Raw genomic sequence first — 24,833 nt, 5'->3', positions numbered from 1 at the left:
CTCCTTTCTAATTTAAAAATCTATTTTGCTCCCCATTTTTTTGTTTAACCTGATCATAATTTTCATCAATAATCCCGATTACAGCAGCATCTACAGGCATCTGATCGTCCTCCATCATCCGTCGTGCTGCCGTCCCGGTCGCTACAATCACACGGTCACCTATGCCAGCACCAATCATGTCAACAACAACTATTATCTCTCCCGACCGACTGCCTCCAACAACTTTAGCTAGTAAAAATTTCACGCCACTTAGAGCCTCAGATTTTCTAGTAGCCCAAATTGTATCCACTAATTCTGCAACTAACATCTTTGCCTCCTAATATTTTATTTCTTGACTACAATTCATAGCTATTCCGATTGGAGTCACAAACATTGGATTCTTAGGTTTTACTGTTTTAATGCCTGTTTCCTGCTCAATGATTGTTTCAATCCCCGTTAGGCAACTTGTACCCCCAACTAAATAAATAAGATCCACTTCATGTTTAGCAATATTATTGCTAATGATGCTTGAAATTTTTTGTACTACTGGTTTCAATATGCCGATTAACTCTTTATGATTTTCTTCATTACGTTTATAAGCATCCGCTTCTTCAAAACTAAGATGATAGGCACCAGATATTACGAGTGTAAAGTGTGTTCCACCAGTTGCTTCATCAACCGTTTTTACAACTTCACCATTCTTTAATATTGAAATACCTGTTGTTCCTCCACCAATATCCACAATTGCACCATTTTCTAATCCAACTATGGTATTAGCTGCTGTCGGTTCATCTAACAAAGCTGTCAATTCAAATCCAGCACCTTGAACAACATTTTTTATTGCTCCACCATCTAGTGAATCTGTTCCAGGCGGTATTGCAGCTGCTGCATAAAGGAGTTCCGTCTGTAGCTTCTTTTCTAGCTCTTCCTTCAACTCCCTTACTATGCGGATAGCCCCAATATAATCCACTACCATACCATCTTTAATCACGCTTGCTGCTCTATGAGCACCAGCAACAATGTTCCTATGTTCATCCAAAACAACTAATACAATATACGCAGTACCTAAGTCCACTCCAGTATAGTAGATTTTATTGTTTCTTATTATTGGTTGTAACTCAACCTTTTCAAAATCTTCTACATACTGATCACACGTTTTAGGTAATTTGTTTCGAAACATAGGCAACATCCTCACTTTTCTTTATATATCCAGTAATCATATGAGCTAAGCGATTTATTGATTGATAAAGAATGGATTTTTCTGGCCCATCAATTTTTTCACTCAAAGCTTCCATTCTAAAATATAGGGGAAAAAGTTGAGAAAGAATCTTCCCTCTTTGAGATTTCAATAAGACTCTCAACCTTCCTAGGTGTTCAACAATACAGGATCTATCAATCAATTGAGCTTCGTCTACTACAATAGAATGAGAAGATTGTTTAACTGGCATAGCTAACGTCTGTTCTAACATGCACAATTCTTCCGCTATAGAAAAATCTGTATCCAACAAACTATAAGCAATTTGTAAACACTCACAACGTAATTGTAGCCACTCATTTGATAGTGAAACCATCGATTCCTCTTGTTTACAATTAGTAAATGTAGCCGTTTGCTTGTGCTTGTTGTTCCGTTCATCAATGATTGCTATTCTCCGGTCTGTTAAAAAGGTCTTTGCTCCTGGTGTCAGTCTTGTTTGTGCTTGAATAGTGAAGGTTTCAAATGGATTGTCACGGTAAATTAGACGTAAATCATCTTCAGTAATATACTTCATAACACCCTCCTTCCATTCAATAATAAATATTTTCTTATCGCAATGATTGATAAAGAGTTTCAATCTGGCATTTAGTGACTGGTCTAGGATTAGTTGGAGTACAAGCATCCTCCATAACCCTTTGTGCCATTTCTGGTATCATACGCTCAAACTCTAGTCTATCAATCCCCAACTCCTCCAAAGAACTAGGGATTCCTAATTTACTTGATAATTGTTTTATAGAGTTGATTAAGGCAATAACTGACTGTTTCGAAGTGGATTTTTCCAACTTCAGCATTGATGCAATTTGTGCATATCGATTAGTAACACTAGTTTCTGTTCTATCTTCAATTGAGGCATTAAAACCTATAACATATGGCAGTAGATAAGCATTGATACGGCCATGTGGTACATGGAAAAACGCTCCAATTGCATGCGATAGACTATGACAAATTCCCAAGCCCGCATTATTGAATGCAATACCAGCTAAGGATGAGGCATTGTGCATTTTTTCACGAGCTACAACACTACTTCCGTTTCGATAAGTTTCCAATAAGTATGTCCATGTAAGATGAATACCTTTCTCTGCACAAGCATCTGAAAAATCACTTGCTTGTTGAGAGACATAAGCTTCTAAACAATGAGTTAAGACATCCATTCCAGAATCTGCTGTAACTTGCGGAGGAACTGATACCGTAAACACTTTATCAAGTATGGCCACATCAGGAATCATCGACTTATCGACTAAAGCTATCTTTTCATTGTATTTTGGGTCAGAAATTACTGCAAACGCTGTGTTCTCACTACCTGATCCACTTGTTGTCGGGATTGCAATCAAATACGGTCTAACAACTTTCTCGCTTTCAGAGTAAACACGTATTACCGCCTTCGCTGTATCCATCGCCGACCCACCACCAAGTGCAATGACAGTATCGGGCCTGAATCTTCTAATTTCAGCCACACTTTCTGAAACAACTGGAATAGTTGGATCGGGTACTACCTTAGAAAATACCATGGTTTCAACTTCCAAAGGCTTTAGTACTTCTACAACCTCATTTACCATACCGCTTTTTTCCATAAAGGGATCGCAGATAATATATGCCTTTTTTATTGGTAACTCTGAAATTTTTTTAACAGCTCCATCACCAAAAATAAAGCGTGGGCCAACTTGAAATTCATTCGTTTTCATCGATTACCTTCTTTAATTTGTACTATTTTGTTAAGTATTTGGATATCCCCATCAAATACTCCTTCTTGCCATTCAACTATATCATGCACTCCAGCTTCCTTTAACTCTTTCCTACACTCCAATGTATTATCTACACTTTGTTCACTACTTTTTATTATTACACCAATAGTCGGAATTCTAAACGAATGTGCGAAGTTTGGTGAATAAATTTTATGATTACGACTAGAGTCTAGCAACATTAAAACACAGTATGCATTTTGTTGAATAGCTATAATATGCTTCTTCATACCAGAACTTCTAAGATAACTACCGGGAACTGATATCGTTTCACAACCATATTGTGTCGATTGAATGCTTCTGCACTCTCTATTGTTCTCTAATAATCTCATAAGCTCTAGCTTCTTTTGGTCTTCTGAACCAATTATGAGTATTCGTTTCTTCATGATTTCGTTAATGAAACTACTGAAAAACCTAAATTCTCTTTGAAAAAATCAAGAATTCTTTGCAATGCTGTTTCAACACTTTGTACATCTCCAGAGAACATTAGCGAGCCTGTAAAACGATCAACAAAACAAATGTCAACACCAGCTGCTTTCCCTGCAAGATCTGCAGCAATAATAGAGGTTTCATAAGGGGTGATAGCTAGGATACCAATCGCTCCCCTATCTTCCACACCTAAACTTTCATAAACAGCTTGAATAGGAGCCGCAATGATATGTGCTAGGGTGATTTGTTTCCCCGGAACTGATTCTTGAATAATACGATCCATTTTCATATTTTCTTCCACAAATGCATCACCTCTTAACCGCTCAATGCTTAACTACAGTGACAGGAAAATCATAAGCAAGTATGTAACTTTCAATTCTATCTAAATCATATTGACTTAACGAGGGATCTCCCTCAATCTGATATTCCATTCCTAATTGTTTGTATTTATTTACACCCAATTTATGATAAGGCAATAAATCTATCCCTTTAAAGTTCGGTGAATTTTTATACGGACTGAGGAATTCTATAATAGCTCGGATCTCTTCTTCGCTGTCGTTAATTCCCTTCAACATTGGCATTCTAATCTTAACATTGTAGCCTGCATCTAATATTGATTTCAGGTTAGTTAAAATACGCTCATTACCAACTCCAGTCCATTCATTATGTTTTTTTGAATCCATATGCTTCAAATCAAACAAAAATAAGTCTGTATACTCAGCCACTTTCATGACAACCTTATTGGGAACATAGCCAGCTGTTTCTACCGCAGTATTTAGTCCATCTTGCTTACAAGCTTTCAGTAAAGCTAACGCCCCCTCACCCTGTGCTAAACACTCACCGCCGGATAAAGTCACCCCACCGCCTGACATTTCATAAAAGGCATCGTCTTCATGAATGATATCCATCAACTCGGAAATCGTTTTTGATTCACCTGCGATTGTCAAGGCTCCTTCTGGACACCCCTCAATATCTGCTCTCGTCGGTCGTTTCTTCTGATAGCGTTTTACATCAATTGGATGCTCTTTATCTGCATAGTCATAAGGAATAGGTGCAGATTCGTTCTTAAATTTGAAACAAATACTTCCAAGTGGACAAGTCTTCGCACAAGCATTATAAGGTTTACATAAAGTTTCCTTATGCATAATGTTTGTTCCAAATTCAAGTCCTTCTGGGTTAGCACACCATTTACATCGCATTGGACAACCTTTGAAGAAAACAATAGTACGAATACCTGGTCCGTCATATAAATTGTACTTTTGAACGTTGAATACATTGATTCGTGTTTCATGTTTTTTTATTGTTGTCACGATACTACTCTCCTAACAAAGTGGGGACAGTAAGACCTTTTTAAGAGGTCTTACTGTATCCAGCTTAAAATTTAGATTCGTGTCAAGACTGTACGAGCAATAATTTCATCTTGAACATCTTTACACAATTCGACAAAGAATGCACTATAACCAGCTACACGAACAATCAAATCACGATATTTTTCTGGATGTTGTTGTGCATCTACCAATATAGCGTTATCAAGGTAGTTAAATTGCATTTCTCCGTTTCCTAGAATACTAGCCGTTCTAAGCAGAGTTATCAGACTTTCCTCACCTTGAGGTGTGTCAAGAAGACCAGCCATAATCTTAAAGTTATGAACCATACCAATGTTCATATTTTCGTTTGCCATTTTGGAAACGGATTTAATAATTGCTGTTGGTCCTTTCGTATCCATACCATGATCTGGTGAAATACCATCAGATAGTGGTGTCCATGCACGACGGCCTGATGCAGAGGCGCCTGTAATTTGACCAAGTGGCGTATTATTCGAAATTGAAAGAGTACCATGACTCAAAATTGAATAAAGAGTCTTATACTTACGATGTTCTTCTTCCGTAAATTCTACAATATCTGATGCAAAGTAATCCACGTAGTCATCATCGTTACCATACTTAGGCGCTGCCAAACAATCTGCACGAATTTGCTCATAACCTTCGAAATCTGCAATCAAGGCTTTATTTAATTCATCAAGTGTATACTTCTTATCTTCAAATACCAATTTCTTGATCGCAGCCATTGAGTCAGCATAGTTTGCAAGACCAGACCAAACAACACCAGGACCGAAGTTATACATTGCACCGCCCGATTTAACTCCGCGACCATTTTCCATCGTACCTTCATACATCATAGACATCAATGGAGCTGGTGCCAATTCGCGTTGTACACGTTGAGAAATAACTGTCATTACAGAAGTCCATTTTGTTACATATTTAATTGTTTCTTTGACAGCTGCTTCAAATTGCTCAAACGTCTTGTATTGGTCCAATGGTCCCATATCCGGAGTAACTGGCTTGCCATACCACAATGGAATACCATGGTTCAATGTGGTCTCTATCAAAATAGGCCATTGTGTGTAAGCTGTAGAAGTCCACTGATACAAACGACCTGATTTCTGTGGTTCAACACAACCCATCAAACAGTAGTCACGCGCATCTTCCATAGATACACCTTTAGCCAACATCATTTTGATATGTGAGTCATCAAAGTGACAGGCTGGGAATCCAATCCCTGCTCGAACGACATCTACAATTTTCTTCAGATACTTACGTGGCGACTTATTATTGATACGAGTTGCCAAAGTAGGTTGATATACTTTCACATGCCGAACGGCATCCATTAAGAGATAGGTCAAATCATTTGTAGCATCACGACCCTCACGAGTTACACCGCCGACACACATATTTACAAATGGTTGATAACCTGCGAAGAATTTAGATGACCCTTCTGAAGTAAGCCACATCATCTCAGACATCTTGATGAACATACAACCAGCAAGCTCAAATGCTTGATAGTCGTTCATTCGACCAGCTTCAATATCACGCTTGTAAAGTGGATACATATATTGGTCAACACGTCCAATTGATAGACCTGTTTGGTTCTCTTCGCATAGCAATAAATGTTGAATAGTCACAACATATTGCATAGCTTCCCAGAAGGTTTCAGGCTTATGAGCTGGAACATTTGCGTTGACACGTGAAATCATTTCTAGTTCCGCTTTACGTTTTGGATTTGTTTCCTTGACAGCTAACTCTGCAGCGTAATCAGACATACGTTTCGCGTAAATAATGACACCCTCTGCAGTAAGAATTTGAGCCTTGTAGAAGTAAATTTTTTCTATATCATCTGGGTTACCATAATCCAATTTAGCCAGATGAGCTTCTGCTTCTGCTATGATATCAAGCATCCCTTTACGCATACCTACAACATCATAACCAGGGTTGGAGTCACCACCACCTGAACAAGCATGGTATGAACAATCTGAAACAAACGATTCACCAGAAAGTTCCCAAGCACCCGCTTCACGATACTGAGACTCACACGCCTCATCTACAGAACGTCCTTCCCAATATGGAAAAATCTCTTCTCTTAAGATTTTTTTATTTTCTTCACTTAAAGCATATGGGTCTTGTGGGCGTGTAGAAATTGTATCAATCTCATCGCGCAACCAACGCCATGAGATATCTGGAGAGAAGGCGCCAAAGCGTGCACCACCGTTTGGGGCACCAACTAACAACTCGTTGTCTTGAATAACTAGTGGAGCAATTTTACAAAACTCTTTAAAAGCAGTACCTCTTAAAATTGCCTTCGGCATTCCTTCGTTTTCTTTCGAAATTCGTGTTAAATTTACCGCACGAATCAATGAAATCGTCGGTTGTGCTTTCAAGTATTGATCTTTCAATGCCTGCAAGCGTGGAGTGATTCCATCTGGGACTTCTGTTCCTTCAGAAGCAACATACGGTTGACTTGCAAATGTTACTTCCGGTTTTGTAATATCATCTGAAACACTTTGGAAAATCTTCACGAGCGACGCACGCTCTTCTGCGCTTAATTTTTTAGTAGCTTCTTCTAATTTTGCTGTAAATTCTTTCATATCCATATTGAATATTTCCTCTCTTTCAATCATAATCTTTGATTGATATCCTTTTCAAATTCAAAACCTACTCGACGTATATAAGTCAAATGTTTTGGTGTTATATTTTCCGAACTATAGCCTCTACCAGTTGTAATCCCACCTAGTATTAGAGATGTTGGAAAATGTGATACGATTCCTGTCGCAGCACATACAGTAGGAGCATTAACAACAATTCTTCCTACTTTTTTAACCAAAGCGAATTCTCTAATAACCTTCCAATCAGTCGAATGTATCGTTAAGGTATGCCCCATTCTTAATTCTTCCAATAGGTTCATACATTTAATACAAGCTAGGGTCCAATCTGGTTCAATATAAACTACAATGATAGGACAAAGTAGCTTTTGGCTGAAAAAATCTTCTTCATTCACATAGTCTTGGATGGAAACGAGTACTTTTGTATCCTCAGGTACTGACACCCCTGACATTTTCGCTAACCAACTTGCTGATTTCCCAATGTAATTGCCGTTAATATTCTTAGACGAAACTTTTAAAAAGTTTATTAACTTTTCTGTTTCTTCATCGTTCAATACATAGGCACCGTTAGCTTCCATATAATCTTTAATCTGGTCAGCGATAACATTTTCCGTTATTAAAAACTGCTCAGCTCCGGGTAGAATACCATTTTGAAAACTTCTTGAGTGTATAACATTTCTAACTGCACTCTCAATATTAGCAGTTCTCTCTATAAATACTGGTCCCGAAGAATCTCCACCGTAAATTAAAGGTGTATTCGTCACAAACGTATTCGTAACATACTCCGGACAACCAATATTGATAATCAGTGAAACCTTTTGACTAGAAAATAATTCAGCTATACCTGCATCGGTCACCGTTTCACTAACAGTAATACTTCCTTCTGGATACCCACACTGCTCTGAAACAGATATCAGTCGTTTAAGACTTTCCAGAGTTGAAGTTCTGGAATACTTATTAGCAATAAATATTAGTGAGTTTCCAGTTTTCATTGCAAGTAACAATACATTCACTAATAGTGTAAAAGTCGGATGAGAAGGAAGTAGAACTGCAACGACACCCAGGGGGGCACCAATTTCAATTACCTTGTTTTCAGTACTTCCCTCAATAATACCTACATATGTTTCATTTTGTAGGGTTTCATTAAATCTCTTCAGGAAATGTTTGCATAAAAAGAGCTCATCTTCTTTTACACCGTATTCATTTCCATCAACAAACTCTGGTATGTAGTTATCTAAGTTGTTTAATAATACATTGATAAAGGTGGATGTAACCGCATCCAAATCATTTTGGCTATATTTCTGTAAGTGAACAAAAGACATTTGACCGTTCAGAAGCAAGTTTCGTATTTCTTGAATTGATTCTAAATCTTTGTCAATATATCTCATTTTTTACACTTTCATATTAGTTTGCTTCATCAGGAAACATTAGAGATAAGGAGTAGCGATCAATAATTTTTCTTAGGTCCTCGTGCGGTCCTGGAATCACTACCTTACTATATACCTCTGTACCTAATTTTTCTACTGCTAAGACACCTGCATCAACAGCTGTTTTGCAGGCTGCTGTTTCCCCTTGAACAATAACTGCAATATAGCCAGAAGCTGTATTTACATATGCAATTACTTCAACATCTGACGCTTTGACCATTGCATCTGCCGCTTCAAGTGCATATACAAGCCCAAAAGTCTCTACAGCACCAATTGCTTGATATCTTTCCATTATATTCTCCTTTATCAATTATCAATATCGTGTACAGACACCATATCTCCTACTGAAGAGATTGGTCTAGGCATAACATTATGTGCTGTTAATTTGCCTATTGCCTCTGCAGCACGTGCTCCAGCTTCAACAGATGCTTCAACAGCAGCAACATCTCCAACCACCATAATTGTTACTAACGTAGACCCAACATTTTCATATGAAACTAATTTTACATTACTTGCTTTTAACATCTTGTCGCAAGCTTCCAAGGCTGGTACTAAACCAACTGTTTCTACAAGCCCTAAAGCTTGACCACCATGATATCTCATCTTCTTGCTCCTTTAAATTATTTCGCAATATACTTTTCAACTGCATATCTTCCATCATCATTAATCTGGTAGCGAATTCTTAACTTGCCTTCTTCATCCAAGTCATATCCAGTTTGAATAAGATAGCCATTACACTCCAATGACATTAAGTGCTCTAGAAACAGATCTTCTCTAAATTGTTTTTCGCTTCCAAACTGATGTTCCAATGCAGACATAACTTGATAAACATCTGCTTCCTCAACTGTATTCATATAATTTAATACAGCTGTACGTGCTGGCAACAATTTCATGAGCTATCCCTTATCCTTTCTAAACAAATCTAGTGGATTAGTAGTAACCAAAATCGCACCTAAAATAATAATTAGAGATCCAACTACAATCGTCGCTGTAATTTCTTGACCAAGGAATAAAATACTTAGTAATACGCCCCACAAGGCATAGGTAATGTTCAGTGACATGCCGATGGCTGTACCAACCATAGCATTCGAACGATACCATTCCATATAAGAAATACCAACTAAAGTACCTGATACTAGTAACAAGAATAACAACAGTGGTGAAGTCAAAGTTGCAGTAAACAAACCTGTCGCACCAATTGCCGGAACGATAAGCACCATCTGGATTAAACCAGATACCAATTGACGAAGTGTTACTGTAACTTCTGAATCAAGCATCGCTCCGCCAAAACTAGAAATGGTTCCTTCCAATCCCCAGCAGATTGCTGCAACTATTGCTAAAATAATCCCCAATGTAAAGTTTGGAGCACCATCTGGTTTTACTAAGTTGATTACCACTGCCCCCGCCACGCACATCAACATACCTGCAACGACCCGCAAGGTCAGCTTCTGTTTAAGAAAAATCGCTGAAAACAACGCACCAAACGCAGCAGTTGTAGCTGAAATGGGAATAGCAAAGGCGCCAGCCAGATATAACCCAACTAGATAAGCACCGTTCGCCACCGGACCGCCCAAGATATAGCCTAAAATCATAATCTTTCCAGGTTTTGTAGAAAGAGTTCTACCCAACTCTTTAAATTTCCCATTTCTTATGACCCCAAGTAAAAGTACACAACCACCCAAAAAGTCATTGATAGCTCCCATCACAAATGGTGCTGCTAAGATACCTACAGCAGATTTGATAGGATCAAAACCTTGAAGAATCATAATCACAAAAGAATATAGACCGTAGAATAATCCTGAAATGATACCACTCCGAATACCTGCCACATGAAATTTCTTGGTTGTTTCAAGCATTTTTTGTTGAGCAGTACTACGCCCCACATTATTTGCAGTTTGTCCCATAAAAAGTTACCTCCCAATCTCTTTGACAAAACTACTTACTTAGAAACTGGTAAAATTGTTTCTACTTCGCTATGTGGTCGTGGAATAACATGAACTGAAACCAATTCACCAATCCGTTGAGCCGCTGCTGCACCAGCATCCGTTGCTGCCTTGACTGCTCCAACATCACCTCTTACGAGAACAGTGACTAACCCCCCTCCTACGTGCTCTTTTCCGATCAAGGTAACATTTGCTGCCTTAACCATTGCATCAGCCGCTTCAATTGAACCGACTAAACCTCTAGTTTCAATCATTCCCAAAGCTTCGGAACTCATGACACTACCTCCTTTTAAAAATTTTTATGACAATTATTTATCTCATCCCATTTTTTATACTTGAGATGCATGAAAAGTATCTATCTAGCAACATTGTAAACCCTTCCATAAAGTCAAAGTCAACAATTTTTATAAAATTATATTAAATATTTCTATAAAAATTTCTTTTCCGTCAAATTCCCTTATTTATCAGTATTTCACAGCTTTTGTATTTCATTTTATATATTCAAAAATGATTAGAGAAATCAAACAATTTTAATCTAAAGCACATTATCCTAGATATTGCAAGTAATATGCTCAAAAAAACCTTCCCCTTAGGGGAAGGTTATAATTATGTTATAAGTTAAAAAGAAATTTCATCTGGAGTGGCAATAGGGATAACGATTTCTGTCACAAACTCGTCTAAATTATGAGTTACCCAATAATCAATTACATGACGCTCATAACATTCAGCTTTCAAATTATACTTGTGCTTCTCAGCGTAAGCCATTATTTTCTCATAGGTGTCAGTAATATTTTTCAGCGGTCCAATATGATAACAACTTAAAGCCATAAAACCACCAAATACTGACGAACAAATAGATTCTGGAAAGCAATGCTGTAAAATTGTGGCGAATTCAGATTGACCATTCATTTTCTTCAAATAAGAGTCATATTTCAAAATAACTGGTCCTGAAACTTCCAACTGATGCGACTCCAAATGTCTGATCCATTCTAAGTTAATGATGGATTCCTTATAGTTGTATCTATACGGCTGCTCAAAATAACAATAACCAGATTGCTCAGCGTAATACTTCACGCTAATCATTTGCTCTGTCATAGTTTCTTTTTGATTTTTCCAATTTTGTAAACAAAGTTCCCCTTCAATAATCAATTCCAACCAATCATCCACTGAAGATAAGGCAACCAATAACTCTTCACGTTCAGCTGTAATTTCATCTCGCCTCTTTTTCAAATGATAATAGTGAGCCGAACAACCAGCCACACTGATTAATTCTTTTATCCTTTTTAAATCTAGCCCTACTTGTTGGTAGTATTTTATTAGAGGTATTAGCAATAAGGTTTCTTCATCATAGTAGCGGTAGCCATTCTCACTCGAAATATGCTTAGGGTGTATCAAGTCTAAACTCTCGTAATATCGCAATGTTTTAGCCGAAACACCACACATATTCGCAGCAATTCCAATTGAAAATAGATTATCAACTCCCATTATATCCCTCATTTCTAAAAATAGGCGAAATTTTCTACAAAAATATCTTAATATAGAAAAAAGAGAATGTCAATCTTTTCACAAATAATTTTAATGCGAAACAAATTTACCTAAAATTCCTATCCCACTCTCCATCTTCATTTTTTCTAGTATAAAAGAACTCGGATAAATCTGGCTTATCCATGACTTTTAAGATTTCAAGCAAGTCATAGGCTAAATCCATCTGAGGCAGTTCCGACTTCTTGACCCAACGCACCTCTCCCTCTTCAGTTGATTGGAGGGTTCCAGTAAACTCCGTTGCCTTATAGAGAAAGACCAGATAGCGATGCCCTTCCTTGTCAGGCCAATGCTTTATTCCGACTAATCGAGCATTTGCAATCGTCAAGCCAGTCTCCTCAAAGACCTCACGAACAACAGAATCATGGAAATTCTCTCCTTCTTCAATGTGACCACCTGGAAAGGCAACTCCAGACCAACGATAGCGTTGAGGGTCACGAATTTGCACGACGACATTCCCTTCCTTGTCCTCGATTAGACACATGTTGGTCAAAGTGACCATTTCTTTTCTAGCCATTTTCTCCCTCTTTCTGTTTTAAAATCATTCTATATTCTGTACGATCTGCGCCTAAATTGACCGTTTTTCTGACCCCATCAAATCGGAATCCCACTTTTTCATAAAAAGCAATGGCACGCGCATTTCCCTCCAATACCCATAGAGTAACCGTTTCGTAGCTCTGCAATTTTTCCAAAGCCGCCTGCATAAGCTGGTAACCAATCTTCTGATTATAATAATCCGCCAAGACATAGAGGGCGAAGAGCTCCCCTGCTCCTGGCAAATCCTCCTGACTAGACGAGCCGTAACAGGCAAAACCAACCACCTGCTCATCCACCAGTGCTACCAAGACATTCTGAGGATAGCGAAAGGCCCAGTCCTGACAGCGTTCTAAGGTGTAAGCATTCTTTAAAAATTCCTGAGGTAACAAGTCAGCATAGGCCTCCTGCCACGATTTCCAATGAACATAGGCCTTGCCCCTGATTTCCTCCTCAGTCTGCATGGGTTTGATAAGCATATCCCTACCTCCGTGAATTATTTTCTACATATTCTTCAACTCAATGACCATATCACGAATCTGAGCAGCCAGTTCAAAGTCAAGCACTTCTGCCGCTTCCTGCATCTGACCTTCCAGTTTCTTGATCATAGCCTTGCGTTCGTCTTTGTTGAGGGCATTGAAGTCCACCACTTCTTCCTTGTCCTGAGTGACAGCCTTGGTCACGCTAATCAGGTCACGGATTTCCTTCTTAATGGTCTGTGGAATGATACCATGTTCTTCATTATAAGCCATCTGGATTTGACGGCGGCGGGCGGTTTCCTCCATAGCCTTCCGCATGGACTCAGTGACCTTGTCCGCATACATAATCACATGACCTTCAGAGTTACGGGCCGCCCGACCAATTGTCTGGATGAGCCCTCGTTCATTACGGAGGAAGCCTTCCTTGTCAGCATCCAAGATAGCAACCAGACTAACCTCTGGCACGTCAATCCCTTCTCGAAGCAGGTTAATCCCTATCAAGACATCAAAGACACCCAGGCGCAAATCACGGATAATCTCCGTACGCTCCAAGGTCTTGATGTCCGAGTGCATATACTTGACCTTGACGCCCATTTCTTTCAGGTAGTCAGTCAAGTCCTCTGCCATTTTCTTAGTCAGGGTAGTGATAAAGGTCCGCTCACCTTTCTCAACACGGGCATTGATTTCACCCAAGAGGTCATCCATTTGGCCCATGGTTGGACGGACTTCCACTTCTGGATCCAAAAGCCCTGTCGGCCGAATGATCTGCTCGACAACGGTATCGGTCTGCTCCATTTCATAGTCACCTGGCGTCGCAGATACATAGACAATCTGGTGGACATGACTCTCAAATTCTTCCCTGCGCAGCGGACGATTATCCAGCGCACTTGGGAGACGGAAACCATAATTGACCAACATCTCCTTGCGTGAGCGGTCACCATTGTACATCCCCTTAATCTGCCCCATAGTCATGTGGCTCTCGTCAATCATAATCAGGTAGTCTTCAGGGAAAAAGTCCAGCAGGGTATACGGAGGCTCGCCCTCGCTTCGCCCATCCATGTGTCGTGAATAGTTCTCAACTCCGTTGGTGTAGCCCATTTCCCGCAGCATTTCAATGTCGTAGTCGGTCCGTTGTTTCAATCGCTGAGCTTCTAAGAGTTTTCCTTCTGCTTCAAAGACCTTGAGCTGCTCTTCCAGTTCCGCCTGAATCTTGGCAATGGCTGTTTCCATGTGGTCATCGTTGGTCACGAAGTGGGTGGCAGGGAAAATCGCCAAGTGTTCCACATCACCCAAAACCTTACCTGTCAAGCTTTCAATCTCACGAATGCGGTCGATTTCATCCCCGAAAAACTCCACACGAAAGGCATGCTCATCACGAGAAGCTGGGAAAATCTCCACCACATCGCCACGTACACGGAAACGCCCCCGTTGGAAGTCGATGTCGTTGCGCTCGAACTGAATATCGACCAGAGAATTAAGCAACTGGTCACGGGAAATCTCCTGACCTGGTCGCAGGCTGACCACGCTGTCAGAATATTCCTTGGGCGATCCCAAACCGTAGATACAGGAAACGGAGGCCACGACGATAACATCGTTGCGTTCTAGCAAAGCTGACGTCGCTGAGTGACGGAGTTTGTCAATTTCATCATTGACCGAACTGTCCTTCTCGATATAGGTATCGCTAGACGGTACATAGGCTTCTGGCTGGTAGTAATCATAGTAAGATACGAAGTATTCGACCGCATTTTCTGGGAAGAATTCCTTGAACTCACTGTAGAGCTGACCAGCCAAGGTCTTATTGTGGGCGATGACCAAGGTAGGCTTATTGACACGGGCAATGACCTGACTCATGGTGTAGGTCTTACCAGTACCAGTCGCCCCCATGAGAATCTGGGCTTTTTCACCCCCCTCGATATTATCCACCAAGGTTTCAATAGCTTGAGGCTGGTCACCAGACGGTGAGTATTTAGATACAAGTTTAAATTGGTTTTCAGTATTTCGATTGATCATATACCTATTTTATCATAAGTTCGACTAATGGAGAAACATTCTAAACCATTCACGACTATGTCCAAAATATTAAATTTTCTCACATTTTAATGACTTTGTATGTCAGAAATTCTAACATCGCAAAAACCTCGATTTTGCATTAATTTTCAGAATATGATATACTAGGACAGTTATTTTATAATAGAAGGAGTATGGAAATGAAGAAAAAACTACTCATGTTATTGGCAAGCATTCTGCCAGTATTCTTTATTTTTACCGGTGTCAAGGCTGATGATACAATCGATATCGTTTTCGACAACGCCTATGCACCATTTGAGTTCAAAGACTCAGACCAAGTTTATAAAGGATTAGACGTTGATATCATCAATGAAGTTGCCAAACGCTCTGGTTGGACAATGAATCAAACCTTCCCAGGATTTGACGCTGCGGTCAATGCAGTTCAATCAGGTTCTGCCGATGCTTTGATGGCAGGTACAACCATTACAGAAGCTCGTAAAAAAGTATTTACTTTCTCTGATCCTTACTTTGATACAAAAATCGTTGTGGCTACAACCAAGTCAAATACGATTTCTTCTTACGATGACCTCAAAGGTAAAACAGTTGGTGTAAAAAACGGAACTGCTGCCCAGGCCTTTCTTGAAGAAAACAAAGAAAAATATGGCTTCAGCATTAAGACCTTTGATACTGGCGATTTGATGTACAACAGTCTTTCAACTGGTGCTGTTGATGCAGTTATGGATGACGAAGCGGTTATTCAATACGCTATCCAACAAGGTCAAGACCTTAGCATTGACATCGAAGGCGAAGCAATCGGTTCATTTGGTTTCTCAGTTAAAAAAGGTAGCCAATACGAGTACCTCGTAGAAGACTTCAACAAAGCTCTTGCCGCTATGAAAAAAGACGGTACTTATGAAAAAATCATGAATACATGGTTGGGTTCATCCACTGTTTCTGCTGAAACTACTGATTACTCTTCTCGCCTAACATTGACTGGTGATGCAAGTGCTAAAGCAACACCTGTAAAATCAAGCTATACAATCGTTGCAGATTCATCATTTGCTCCATTTGAGTATCAAGATGAAAATGGCGACTATGTCGGAATTGACATGGAATTGATTAAAGCGATTGCTGAACAACAACGCTTTACCATTACCATTCAAAACCCAGGTTTTGATGCTGCATTAAACGCTGTTCAAGCAGGACAAGCTGATGCTGTTATCGCTGGTATGTCTATCACAGATGCTCGTAAGGAAATCTTTGATTTCTCAAATGCTTACTACACCTCTAATATCTTGCTTGCAGTTAAAAATGGCAGCGACATTACTTCATATGAAGATTTGAAGGGTAAAACAGTCGGTGCTAAGAACGGTACTGCATCTTATACGTTCTTGGAAGAAAACAAGGATAAGTACGGCTACACACTTAAAGCATTCGATGAAGCTTCAGGTATGTATGATAGTTTGAACTCTGGTTCAATTGATGCATTAATGGATGACGAAGCTGTTCTTTTATATGCTATCCAACAAGGTCGCGACTTCGCAACTCCAATCCCAGGAGAAAAATCCGGCGAATACGGATTTGCAGTTAAAAAAGGTACAAATCCTGAATTGATTGAAATGTTCAACAATGGCTTAGCAGCACTTGTTGAATCCGGAGAATATGACGAAATCCTTAACAAATATTTCAATGAATCAGAAACTTCTGAAACTTCAACAACAACTTCTACAGTAGATGAGACTACAATTGTCGGACTCTTGAAAAACAACTACGGCCAATTACTCTCTGGTCTTGGTATCACAATCGGACTTGCTCTTCTATCATTCGCTATTGCAATTGTCATCGGTATTATCTTCGGTATGTTTGCAGTTAGCCCAGTTAAAGCACTCCGTGTAACAGCTTCTGTCTTTGTAGATGTTGTTCGTGGTATTCCACTCATGATTGTTGCTGCATTCATCTTCTGGGGCATTCCAAACTTGATTGAATCCATCACAGGTCAACAATCTCCAATCAACGACTTTGTCGCTGGTACCATTGCCCTATCCCTCAACTCAGGTGCCTATATCGCAGAAATCGTTCGTGGTGGTATTCAGGCAGTTCCTGCTGGTCAGATGGAAGCATCTCGTAGTTTGGGCATCTCTTACGGAACAACCATGCGTAAGATTATCTTGCCACAGGCAGGTAAAATCATGTTGCCAAACTTTATCAACCAGTTCGTCATTACATTGAAAGATACTACTATCATCTCAGCTATCGGTTTAGTAGAACTCTTCCAAGCTGGTAAAATCATCATTGCCCGTAACTATCAATCGTTCCGTATGTATGCAATCCTTGCCATCATCTACTTGGTAGTTATCACACTTTTGACTCGCTTGGCTCGTAATCTTGAAAAAGGAGGCAAATAATGGCTCAATTAAAAATCAATGTCCATGACTTACACAAGTCTTATGGAAAAAACGAGGTCCTCAAAGGTATTACTGCTAAGTTCTATGAAGGTGATGTTGTTTGTATCATCGGCCCTTCTGGTTCAGGTAAATCGACCTTCCTTCGTACAATGAACTTACTTGAAACCATTACAAGTGGTCAAGTAACAGTCGATGGATATGACTTAACCGATCCTAAGACAGATGTTGACGCCTTCCGCTCCAATGTCGGAATGGTATTCCAACACTTCAACCTCTTCCCTCACATGTCTGTACTTGATAACATCACATTTGCGCCAATCGAACACAAATTGATGGACAAATCTGAAGCTGAAAAAGTCGGAATGGAATTATTGGAAAAAGTTGGATTGGCAGACAAACGCGACGCTATGCCAGACAGCCTCTCAGGTGGTCAGAAGCAACGTGTTGCCATCGCCCGTGCCCTCGCTATGAACCCAGACATCATGCTCTTTGACGAACCAACTTCTGCCCTTGACCCAGAAATGGTCGGAGACGTTCTTAACGTAATGAAAGACTTGGCTGAGCAAGGTATGACCATGTTAATCGTCACACACGAGATGGGCTTTGCCCGCAAGGTTGCTAACCGTGTTATCTTTACAGATGGTGGTCAATTCCTTGAAGATGGTACTCCGGAACAAATTTTTGACAACCCACAACACCCACGCCTCAAAGACTTCTTAGACAAAGTCTTGAACGTGTAAGTTATACAAAAAGCCTTTGACGCATGTCAAGGCTTTTTTAGTTGCTCCAAAAAATCGTTAGACTCTTTTCTGGATGAAAATATAAAAATTTCCTTGTCCTTATATACGGACAGCAGATTGAAAATATTTGGGCGAACCTGCGTTCGAAAATTCTTTACAAACTCTAATAATTTTTCATCAACAGTCATCTCAATCCATGGCATATCCACTCTCGGTTTGCCAACACGACTGTATAGACCTTCCACGCACACTTCTTCTGGATAATCTAAAAATAGTATCGTATCACAAGCTGCCATTCTAAGTTCATAAGTTCCCCTATAATTACCATCGATAATCCACTCTTCTTGCCTTAATACTTCTTCTTGACGAGCTTGAAAAACTTCCTTAGCAACTGTTGTCTTGTCCGGTAACCAGTTTAACTGATCCAAATGATAGAGGGGCAGTCCTGTAATTTCTTTCAATTTCAGTGAAAAGGTCGATTTTCCGGCACCAGGGCAACCAATAATCATTACTTTCTTCATACTGTTAACCTATAAGACCAACCTTTCTTTGTCTTTTCAACAGCTTCGAAGCCACATTTCTCAAATAGTTTACGGGAGCCCGTATTCCAGTCATATATTTCTTCGACAAATATTTCCTCAAGCCCGACTTCCCTTGCACGCTCAATCATTCGATGTAATACCTTGGTCCCAATCCCTTTTTTCCAATACCTCCTGTCTCCAATGGCAATAGCAAAATCATCCTTAAAAAGAGTCACATCACCTATTGGTTGATACTGCCCATCTTCAAAAATTTCAATAAAGTAACATTCGCCATTTTTAGACAAATAATCATACATACGATCGAGCCGATCCAAAGTATAAGGTTTCTTATTTCCATCAATCAGCCATACTAATTCTAGATCTTGATGCCATTCAAAAGCAAAATCATGCTGGCCATCATACCGACGTAGACGAACCTGTTTGTCTATTTCTAAAATATCTGCTTGCTCAATTCCCGTAATTGCCATTTCGGATCCTCTCTCATTTACAATAAGTTCATTTTAACATATATCTCTATCAAAATCTATGAATATTATAGCGCGCTGATTGACAAGCTTCTATCGATATGCTATATTAAAACAAATAAAGCATTGCGAGGTAAGGAGAAATGGACAATAACAAGTAAACTCAATTTAAGTTCTATACTTATTTAGTAGTTTTCTTGCGTCCATTTTTCTGTTCCCTCTATTCCTTGAATAGGGTCTTTTTGAGCAGACTTCGACACACTACTAAATAGGTAGTGTGTTTTTTCTTGTAAAGGAGGCCTTATGCTACTAACCACTCAACACCTAACCCTCGACCATCAAAAAGATTTGAGAAATCTGGTTCATGACCTAAACCTCATTGTCAACCCTGGCGATAAAATAGCCATCATCGGAGAAGAAGGAAATGGCAAATCCAGCCTATTACTAACCTTAATGGATTCAACTCTTGTCACAGATTACCTACTCCTATCAGGCAGCATTCACCGATACTTTCACTCGCCAGTCTATATTCCCCAAAGTCTTCCACTGGAAATGGCAGAGCTGACCTTGAACGACTACTTCTTTGGAGATATAGAAAAGGACATTGATTATGGTCTACTCTACCTCTATGCTGACCAACTGCAATTTGCCAGCGAACGCTTTGCCAGTCAACAAGTCATTGGAAGCCTATCTGGCGGAGAAAAACTCAAAATCCAGCTGATTAAATCTCTGGCTACTCCTTCTGACATTATCTTCCTAGATGAACCGTCCAATGACTTAGATTTGGATACCTTGCTTTGGCTGGAAAATTATATCACCACTAGCCCTAAAACTATCCTATTTGTTTCACATGATGAAGATTTTCTTAGTAAAACAGCTACAAAAATCATTCACCTAGAATCTGTTAAAAAGAAAACACTTGCTCAAACGACAGTGCAAGAAATTGCGTACACCAACTATGCAAATAAACGCCAACAAGCCTATCAGAAGCAAGTCCAACAAGCTCGGAACGATAAGAAAGAATTTGATAAGGCTATGAACAAACACCTACATCAAAAATCACAGGTTCGCCACACCTTGCTCAACACCCATGATGCTACATTGGGACGGCTCATTGCCAAGAAAATGAAGAATGTCCTTTCGCGTGAAAAACGCTATGAAAGAATGAAGGAAAATCTCACACAAGTTCCTTTTCATCCAGATGCCATCTCCCTCTTCTTCTCAAACATTTCACCACTACCAGCTAGAAAACAAGTACTTCACTTAGAAAACTTCCATTTGAACGTTGAAAAGCGACAGTTAGTCCAAAATATCCATTTCAACTTGAATGGGCAAGAGAAAATTGGCATCATTGGACAAAATGGAGTTGGTAAATCCAGCTTTCTGAAAGCAATCTATCAAGAACTCAGGCAACGATCGGACATAAACTTGGGCTACATGCCCCAGCACTATACCGAAGTCCTTGATGAGTCTCAAACTCCACTTGATTTTTTAGTAGCAAATGGCAATCGTGAGCAGGAACAACTGATTTTAACGCACTTAGCCAGTCTGCAGTTTACACGACAAGAAGTTCATCACAGGATCTGTGAACTTTCTGGTGGACAAAAAGCCAAGTTACTCTTGTTAAAAATGGTCCTTGATCAAGCCAATTTTCTCTTATTAGATGAACCCAGTCGAAACTTCTCTCCTACTTCTCAGCCATATATTCGTCAACTATTTGCCGATTATCCAGGTGGCTTGGTATGCGTATCACACGACAGACACTTTTTGAAAGAAGTTTGTCAAAGAATCTACCGATTAACAGAGAATGGACTTGAAGAACTGTAGCAGATATAAAAAGGAAACTGACACACGCCAAATTTCCTTTTCTAATAATATTTCGAATGTATTCGCTTTACAGCTTATAGTTTATCAAGAGCAAGCTGTAAGTCCTCAATCAAATCATTGACATTTTCAAGTCCGATGGATAGGCGGATTTGATTTGGTGTGACCCCAGCAGCAAGTAAATCTTCCGGAGCTAACTGAGCGTGCGTAGTTGTAGCTGGATGTACGACCAATGATTTAGCATCGGCAACGTTTGCTAAATTGGAAAAGATTTCCAAACTATCAATAACCTTACGCGCTTCTTCTGCTCCGCCTTTTACTTGGAAAGAGAAAATAGAGCCAACTCCCTTAGGCAGGTATTTATCCGCCAAAGGCTTATAAGGACTATCTGGAAGTGATGGATAATTGACCGACTCAACATTAGGGTGATTGAGCAAGAAATCAACAATCTTTTCAGCATTAGATACATGACGCTCTACACGGAGAGACAAGGTTTCTAACCCTTGTAAAAGTAGGAAGGCGTTGAATGGAGAAAGGGCAGCACCTGTATCGCGAAGCAACTGCACACGGACTGCTACAATAAATGCTGCAGCACCAATATCACGAGTATAACTAATGTTATGATAGCTTGGATCTTCTTCAACAAATTGCGGAAACTTACCGGATGCCGCCCAGTCAAACTTACCGCTATCGACAATCACACCGCCAATGGTCGTCCCATGTCCACCGATAAACTTGGTTGCTGAATGGACGGCAATATCAACACCATGAGAAAATACATTAATCAAATATGGAGTTGCGAAGGTATTATCTGAAACAAGCGGGATGTGGTGGGTGTGTGCAATTTCTGCCAATTTTTCAAGATCAGGAATATTGATAACAGGATTTCCCAAGGTTTCAATAAATACCAGTTTTGTATTATCTTGAATGGCAGCTTCTACTGCTTCAAAGTCATCAATATCGACAAAGCTTGTTGTAATACCATAGCGAGGAAGGGTTTCTTTGAATAGGTTAAAAGTCCCGCCATAGAGTGTCGTTGCCGCCACAATGTGATCGCCAGCATGTGCTAATGCAAGAATAGTGTATGTGATAGCTGCCATTCCTGAAGAAGTGGCCAAGGCACCAATCCCTCCTTCCAAAGCCGCTACGCGATTTTCAAAAGTAGAGACCGTGGGATTCGTGATACGAGTATAGATATTCCCTGATTTACGCAAGGCAAATAAATCTTCTGCTTCTTGAGCGTCTTCAAAAACATAGGAAGTAGTTTGATAGATAGGTACCGCACGTGATTTTGACGCGGGATCAACTTCCTGTCCAGCATGGAGTTGAAGGGTTTCAAATGAAAATTCTCTAGTCATAAAGGTACTCCTTTGGTCTTTTTCAGTATTCTACCCTATTTTTACCATCTTGACTAATTCTTAAATATTAGAGATATGTATAGTTAACAACTATAGCCATAGGATCAGTTATTCTAAATGAAAAATTTTTCCATATTACATGGATACTAAACAAGCACTTAAATGCCTAAAATGTAAGTCAGTAAAGGCTGAGAAATACACTTCAAAAATCGTGACTATTCTTCTCAACATGCAATTAATGGACAAGCTACTGGGGCAAAGCGGCGCAATATTTGCCCTTCTTTATGAGTCTGATAAATCCCATTTTCGTTGTCGTTTTTGTGGACATCGTTTCGCAGTCAAAGAAAATTTATTTATCAAAGTAGGCCAATAGTTAAAGATTTTAGAAAACTACTACATTTAGGACTAGAAAAACTAAATGACCAAATTTTATAGCAAGTTCTATTCAATATTATAGGATACTCGTTAGCCATACTTCCACAAAAATAGGAAGCCGGGCAAACCATAATGGATCACTTGCCCAGCTTCCTTAACAGAAAACAGATATTATCCTAGAACAATTCTTTGTAATAGGAGATTGTCTCATCTAATGTTGGCATGAATGGATTGCCTGGTGCACAAGCATCAATCAAGGCATTCTTAGAGAGGTATTCAAAATCAAAGTCTTCTTCCTTGATGTCCAACTCCGTTAATTTCTTCGGAATACCAACTTTGGCAGACAGTTCTTCGATTTGGGCAATGGCATAGTCAGCACATTCTTCATCAGTCTTACCTGCGATATCAAGACCTAAAGCTTTTGCAACATCGCGGAAAGCAGCTGGTACACGTTTGGCATTTTCACGTTCAATGATTGGCAAAATCATAGCACAGCAGACGCCATGTGGCAGATCGTAAACAGCACCCAATTGATGAGCCATAGAATGCACATAGCCTAGACCAGCATTGTTAAAGCTCATACCTCCAAGGAAAATAGCATGAACCATAGCCTCACGTGCTTCGATATCTTGTCCGTTTTCAACTGCTCGTGGTAGGTATTCTTTAATTAACTCAATGGCACCCATAGACAGTTTCTTGGTCACACCGTATGCTCCAGGAGTTACCAAGGCTTCGATGGCATGAGTCAAGGCATCCATACCTGTTGCTGCAGTCAAAGCTGCTGGTTTAGACAACATAAGCTCAGGATCGTTGACTGACATAATAGCCAAGCTGTTTTTATCCACCATAACCATTTTAACCTTGCGTTCTTCATCGGTAATGACATAGTTAATGGTGATTTCAGCTGAAGTTCCCGCAGTTGTATTGATTGCTACAACCGGCAGACCAAGTTTTTCTGACTTATGCAATCCTTCATAATCTTGTGGTTTACCACCGTTTGTTGCCATAATGGAAATACAGCTTGCCGCATCCTGAGGAGAACCACCACCAACTGAAATGATGAAATCACAGTCATTTTCCTGCAAAACTGCTAGTCCATCAAATACATTTTTACAAGTCGGGTTAGGATCGACCTTACTAAAGACTACGTAGTCAATACCTACTTCATCAAGTGGCTTGGTAACTTTAGGTAAAATATCACTTGTTCGGATAAAATCATCTGTCACAAGCAGAGCCTTTTTGTAGCCCAAATCCTTGACATAACTACCAATTTCGTTGACACAACCGCGACCAATCAAATTGACCGCTGGGACGTAAAATGTTGCCATAGACAAGCTCCTTTATTAATTTGAATTATTTTATATTATTATACTGTTTCCGATGAATTTTGTAAAGAAAATGTGAAACTTTTAACGTAAAATATTGCCTCCTACCAAAGACAATGAGTCACCATACACCTTACTGCTACTTTGCAACAATTCGTTTACTTGATGAATGGTTTAAAATTCAGTAAAATAATATTTAAAGGAGGGAAAATTATGAATTTACTCGATTATATCGGTCCGATTCTTTTCATTACTGCAATCATTAGCTACAGTCTCTATAGGAGGTTAAAAGATAGCAAAGCCACTATTATAGTACCAAAATGTCCAAAATGTAAGTCAGATAAACTTCAAAAATACACTCCTAAAAAAGAACCCACTGAAAAAGTCATCAACTTGATGGCTTTTTTTGCTATACTAGAGTCGAGGTGATTCCTATGCTTGATAATCAAATTCAGTTAGATCTTAGTTCCTATTCTCCCCTGTATGATATTGTTGTTCCCAAAAATCATTTTTTACGGCAGCTAACGGA

The 24,833-nt window shown here is 39.5% G+C and carries 27 protein-coding genes; 5 read left to right on the top strand and 22 right to left on the bottom strand.

The annotated features are described in order from the left end of the window. Nucleotides 1–7: 7 nt before the first annotated feature. From ODU55_RS01500 to uvrB, 18 genes are all read right to left on the bottom strand, one after another. Complete coding sequence (locus tag ODU55_RS01500; RefSeq protein ID WP_105147201.1) at nt 8–307, bottom strand: EutN/CcmL family microcompartment protein; 300 nt, start codon at nt 305–307, stop codon at nt 8–10. Between the two features lie 9 nt (nt 308–316). Beyond that, complete coding sequence (eutJ, locus tag ODU55_RS01495; protein WP_105147200.1) at nt 317–1,159, bottom strand: ethanolamine utilization protein EutJ; 843 nt, start codon at nt 1,157–1,159, stop codon at nt 317–319. Further along, nucleotides 1,137–1,748, bottom strand: a complete 612-nt coding sequence (locus tag ODU55_RS01490; RefSeq protein WP_105147199.1) for a hypothetical protein — start codon at nt 1,746–1,748, stop codon at nt 1,137–1,139. The genes eutJ and ODU55_RS01490 overlap by 23 nt, the downstream gene beginning before the upstream one ends. Before the next feature lie 34 nt (nt 1,749–1,782). Continuing rightward, complete coding sequence (locus tag ODU55_RS01485) at nt 1,783–2,916, bottom strand: 1-propanol dehydrogenase PduQ (protein ID WP_105147198.1); 1,134 nt, start codon at nt 2,914–2,916, stop codon at nt 1,783–1,785. After that, nucleotides 2,913–3,359, bottom strand: a complete 447-nt coding sequence (locus tag ODU55_RS01480; RefSeq protein WP_105147197.1) for a EutP/PduV family microcompartment system protein — start codon at nt 3,357–3,359, stop codon at nt 2,913–2,915. The genes ODU55_RS01485 and ODU55_RS01480 overlap by 4 nt, the downstream gene beginning before the upstream one ends. Further along, on the bottom strand, nt 3,356–3,691 hold the full coding sequence (locus ODU55_RS01475) for a BMC domain-containing protein (protein WP_099778165.1): 336 nt from the start codon (nt 3,689–3,691) through the stop codon (nt 3,356–3,358). The genes ODU55_RS01480 and ODU55_RS01475 overlap by 4 nt, the downstream gene beginning before the upstream one ends. Before the next feature lie 34 nt (nt 3,692–3,725). Further along, nucleotides 3,726–4,715, bottom strand: a complete 990-nt coding sequence (gene cutD / locus ODU55_RS01470) for a choline TMA-lyase-activating enzyme (RefSeq protein WP_105147196.1) — start codon at nt 4,713–4,715, stop codon at nt 3,726–3,728. Nucleotides 4,716–4,783: 68 nt separating this feature from the next. Then, nucleotides 4,784–7,330 carry a choline trimethylamine-lyase gene (cutC, locus tag ODU55_RS01465; protein WP_105147211.1) on the bottom strand — a complete coding sequence of 849 codons (2,547 nt, stop codon included), beginning with the start codon at nt 7,328–7,330 and terminating at the stop codon, nt 4,784–4,786. Between the two features lie 23 nt (nt 7,331–7,353). Then, complete coding sequence (locus ODU55_RS01460; protein WP_105147195.1) at nt 7,354–8,727, bottom strand: aldehyde dehydrogenase family protein; 1,374 nt, start codon at nt 8,725–8,727, stop codon at nt 7,354–7,356. A 16-nt stretch (nt 8,728–8,743) separates the two neighbouring features. Continuing rightward, complete coding sequence (locus ODU55_RS01455; protein ID WP_099778169.1) at nt 8,744–9,058, bottom strand: BMC domain-containing protein; 315 nt, start codon at nt 9,056–9,058, stop codon at nt 8,744–8,746. A gap of 14 nt (nt 9,059–9,072) precedes the next feature. Continuing rightward, on the bottom strand, nt 9,073–9,369 hold the full coding sequence (locus ODU55_RS01450; protein ID WP_099778170.1) for a BMC domain-containing protein: 297 nt from the start codon (nt 9,367–9,369) through the stop codon (nt 9,073–9,075). Between the two features lie 17 nt (nt 9,370–9,386). Then, a complete protein-coding gene (locus tag ODU55_RS01445; RefSeq protein ID WP_099778171.1) occupies nt 9,387–9,659 on the bottom strand; it encodes a hypothetical protein in 273 nt (90 codons plus the stop codon). Between the two features lie 3 nt (nt 9,660–9,662). After that, entirely contained in the window at nt 9,663–10,670 is a 1,008-nt protein-coding gene (locus ODU55_RS01440) for a DMT family transporter (RefSeq protein WP_105147194.1), read from the bottom strand. A 35-nt stretch (nt 10,671–10,705) separates the two neighbouring features. Further along, the gene (gene eutM / locus ODU55_RS01435; RefSeq protein ID WP_099778173.1) at nt 10,706–10,984 is read right to left on the bottom strand and encodes an ethanolamine utilization microcompartment protein EutM; all 279 of its coding nucleotides are present in this window, start codon (nt 10,982–10,984) and stop codon (nt 10,706–10,708) included. A gap of 343 nt (nt 10,985–11,327) precedes the next feature. Beyond that, nucleotides 11,328–12,194, bottom strand: coding sequence for a MerR family transcriptional regulator (locus ODU55_RS01430; protein ID WP_398581645.1), 867 nt, complete (start codon nt 12,192–12,194; stop codon nt 11,328–11,330). Between the two features lie 106 nt (nt 12,195–12,300). Next, nucleotides 12,301–12,768, bottom strand: a complete 468-nt coding sequence (locus ODU55_RS01425; RefSeq protein ID WP_105147192.1) for an 8-oxo-dGTP diphosphatase — start codon at nt 12,766–12,768, stop codon at nt 12,301–12,303. After that, entirely contained in the window at nt 12,761–13,264 is a 504-nt protein-coding gene (locus ODU55_RS01420) for a GNAT family N-acetyltransferase (protein WP_398581644.1), read from the bottom strand. The genes ODU55_RS01425 and ODU55_RS01420 overlap by 8 nt, the downstream gene beginning before the upstream one ends. A 24-nt stretch (nt 13,265–13,288) precedes the next feature. Next, complete coding sequence (gene uvrB, locus ODU55_RS01415; protein ID WP_398581643.1) at nt 13,289–15,274, bottom strand: excinuclease ABC subunit UvrB; 1,986 nt, start codon at nt 15,272–15,274, stop codon at nt 13,289–13,291. A 197-nt stretch (nt 15,275–15,471) separates the two neighbouring features. Here uvrB and ODU55_RS01410 point away from each other — a divergent pair, with 197 nt between their 5' ends. Then, nucleotides 15,472–17,676, top strand: coding sequence for an ABC transporter substrate-binding protein/permease (locus tag ODU55_RS01410; protein ID WP_398581642.1), 2,205 nt, complete (start codon nt 15,472–15,474; stop codon nt 17,674–17,676). Further along, a complete protein-coding gene (locus ODU55_RS01405; protein ID WP_013730379.1) occupies nt 17,676–18,416 on the top strand; it encodes an amino acid ABC transporter ATP-binding protein in 741 nt (246 codons plus the stop codon). The genes ODU55_RS01410 and ODU55_RS01405 overlap by 1 nt, the downstream gene beginning before the upstream one ends. A 26-nt stretch (nt 18,417–18,442) precedes the next feature. On the opposite strand, the gene ODU55_RS01400 is transcribed toward ODU55_RS01405, so the two are convergent. After that, entirely contained in the window at nt 18,443–18,937 is a 495-nt protein-coding gene (locus tag ODU55_RS01400) for an adenylate kinase (RefSeq protein WP_398581641.1), read from the bottom strand. Beyond that, on the bottom strand, nt 18,934–19,425 hold the full coding sequence (locus ODU55_RS01395) for a GNAT family N-acetyltransferase (protein WP_398581640.1): 492 nt from the start codon (nt 19,423–19,425) through the stop codon (nt 18,934–18,936). Before ODU55_RS01395 ends, ODU55_RS01400 begins: the two co-directional genes overlap by 4 nt. A 300-nt stretch (nt 19,426–19,725) precedes the next feature. On the opposite strand from ODU55_RS01395, the gene ODU55_RS01390 reads away from it, so the two are divergent. Next, nucleotides 19,726–21,249: an ATP-binding cassette domain-containing protein gene (locus tag ODU55_RS01390; RefSeq protein ID WP_398581639.1), complete on the top strand. Its 1,524-nt coding sequence runs from the start codon at nt 19,726–19,728 to the stop codon at nt 21,247–21,249. A gap of 74 nt (nt 21,250–21,323) precedes the next feature. Here the strand turns inward: ODU55_RS01390 and ODU55_RS01385 are convergent, their stop codons facing one another. Next, nucleotides 21,324–22,604: an O-acetylhomoserine aminocarboxypropyltransferase/cysteine synthase family protein gene (locus ODU55_RS01385; protein WP_398581638.1), complete on the bottom strand. Its 1,281-nt coding sequence runs from the start codon at nt 22,602–22,604 to the stop codon at nt 21,324–21,326. Between the two features lie 139 nt (nt 22,605–22,743). Here ODU55_RS01385 and ODU55_RS01380 point away from each other — a divergent pair, with 139 nt between their 5' ends. After that, nucleotides 22,744–22,977, top strand: coding sequence for a hypothetical protein (locus ODU55_RS01380; RefSeq protein ID WP_398581637.1), 234 nt, complete (start codon nt 22,744–22,746; stop codon nt 22,975–22,977). A 178-nt stretch (nt 22,978–23,155) separates the two neighbouring features. Here the strand turns inward: ODU55_RS01380 and ODU55_RS01375 are convergent, their stop codons facing one another. Beyond that, nucleotides 23,156–24,307 carry an iron-containing alcohol dehydrogenase gene (locus ODU55_RS01375; protein ID WP_398581636.1) on the bottom strand — a complete coding sequence of 384 codons (1,152 nt, stop codon included), beginning with the start codon at nt 24,305–24,307 and terminating at the stop codon, nt 23,156–23,158. A gap of 210 nt (nt 24,308–24,517) precedes the next feature. Between ODU55_RS01375 and ODU55_RS01370 the strand changes: the two genes are divergently transcribed. Next, nucleotides 24,518–24,733 (top strand): hypothetical protein, encoded by a 216-nt coding sequence (locus tag ODU55_RS01370; RefSeq protein ID WP_398581635.1) that lies wholly within the window; start codon nt 24,518–24,520, stop codon nt 24,731–24,733. The last annotated feature ends 100 nt before the right edge of the window (nt 24,734–24,833 follow it).

Origin of the sequence: Streptococcus sp. 2022WUSS037, assembly GCF_044427225.1 — a bacterium.
In the GTDB taxonomy this organism is placed as follows: Bacteria; Bacillota; Bacilli; order Lactobacillales; family Streptococcaceae; genus Streptococcus.
The sequence above is the reverse complement of the archived record's forward strand: the minus strand, read 5'-3'. Positions and strand labels throughout refer to the sequence as shown.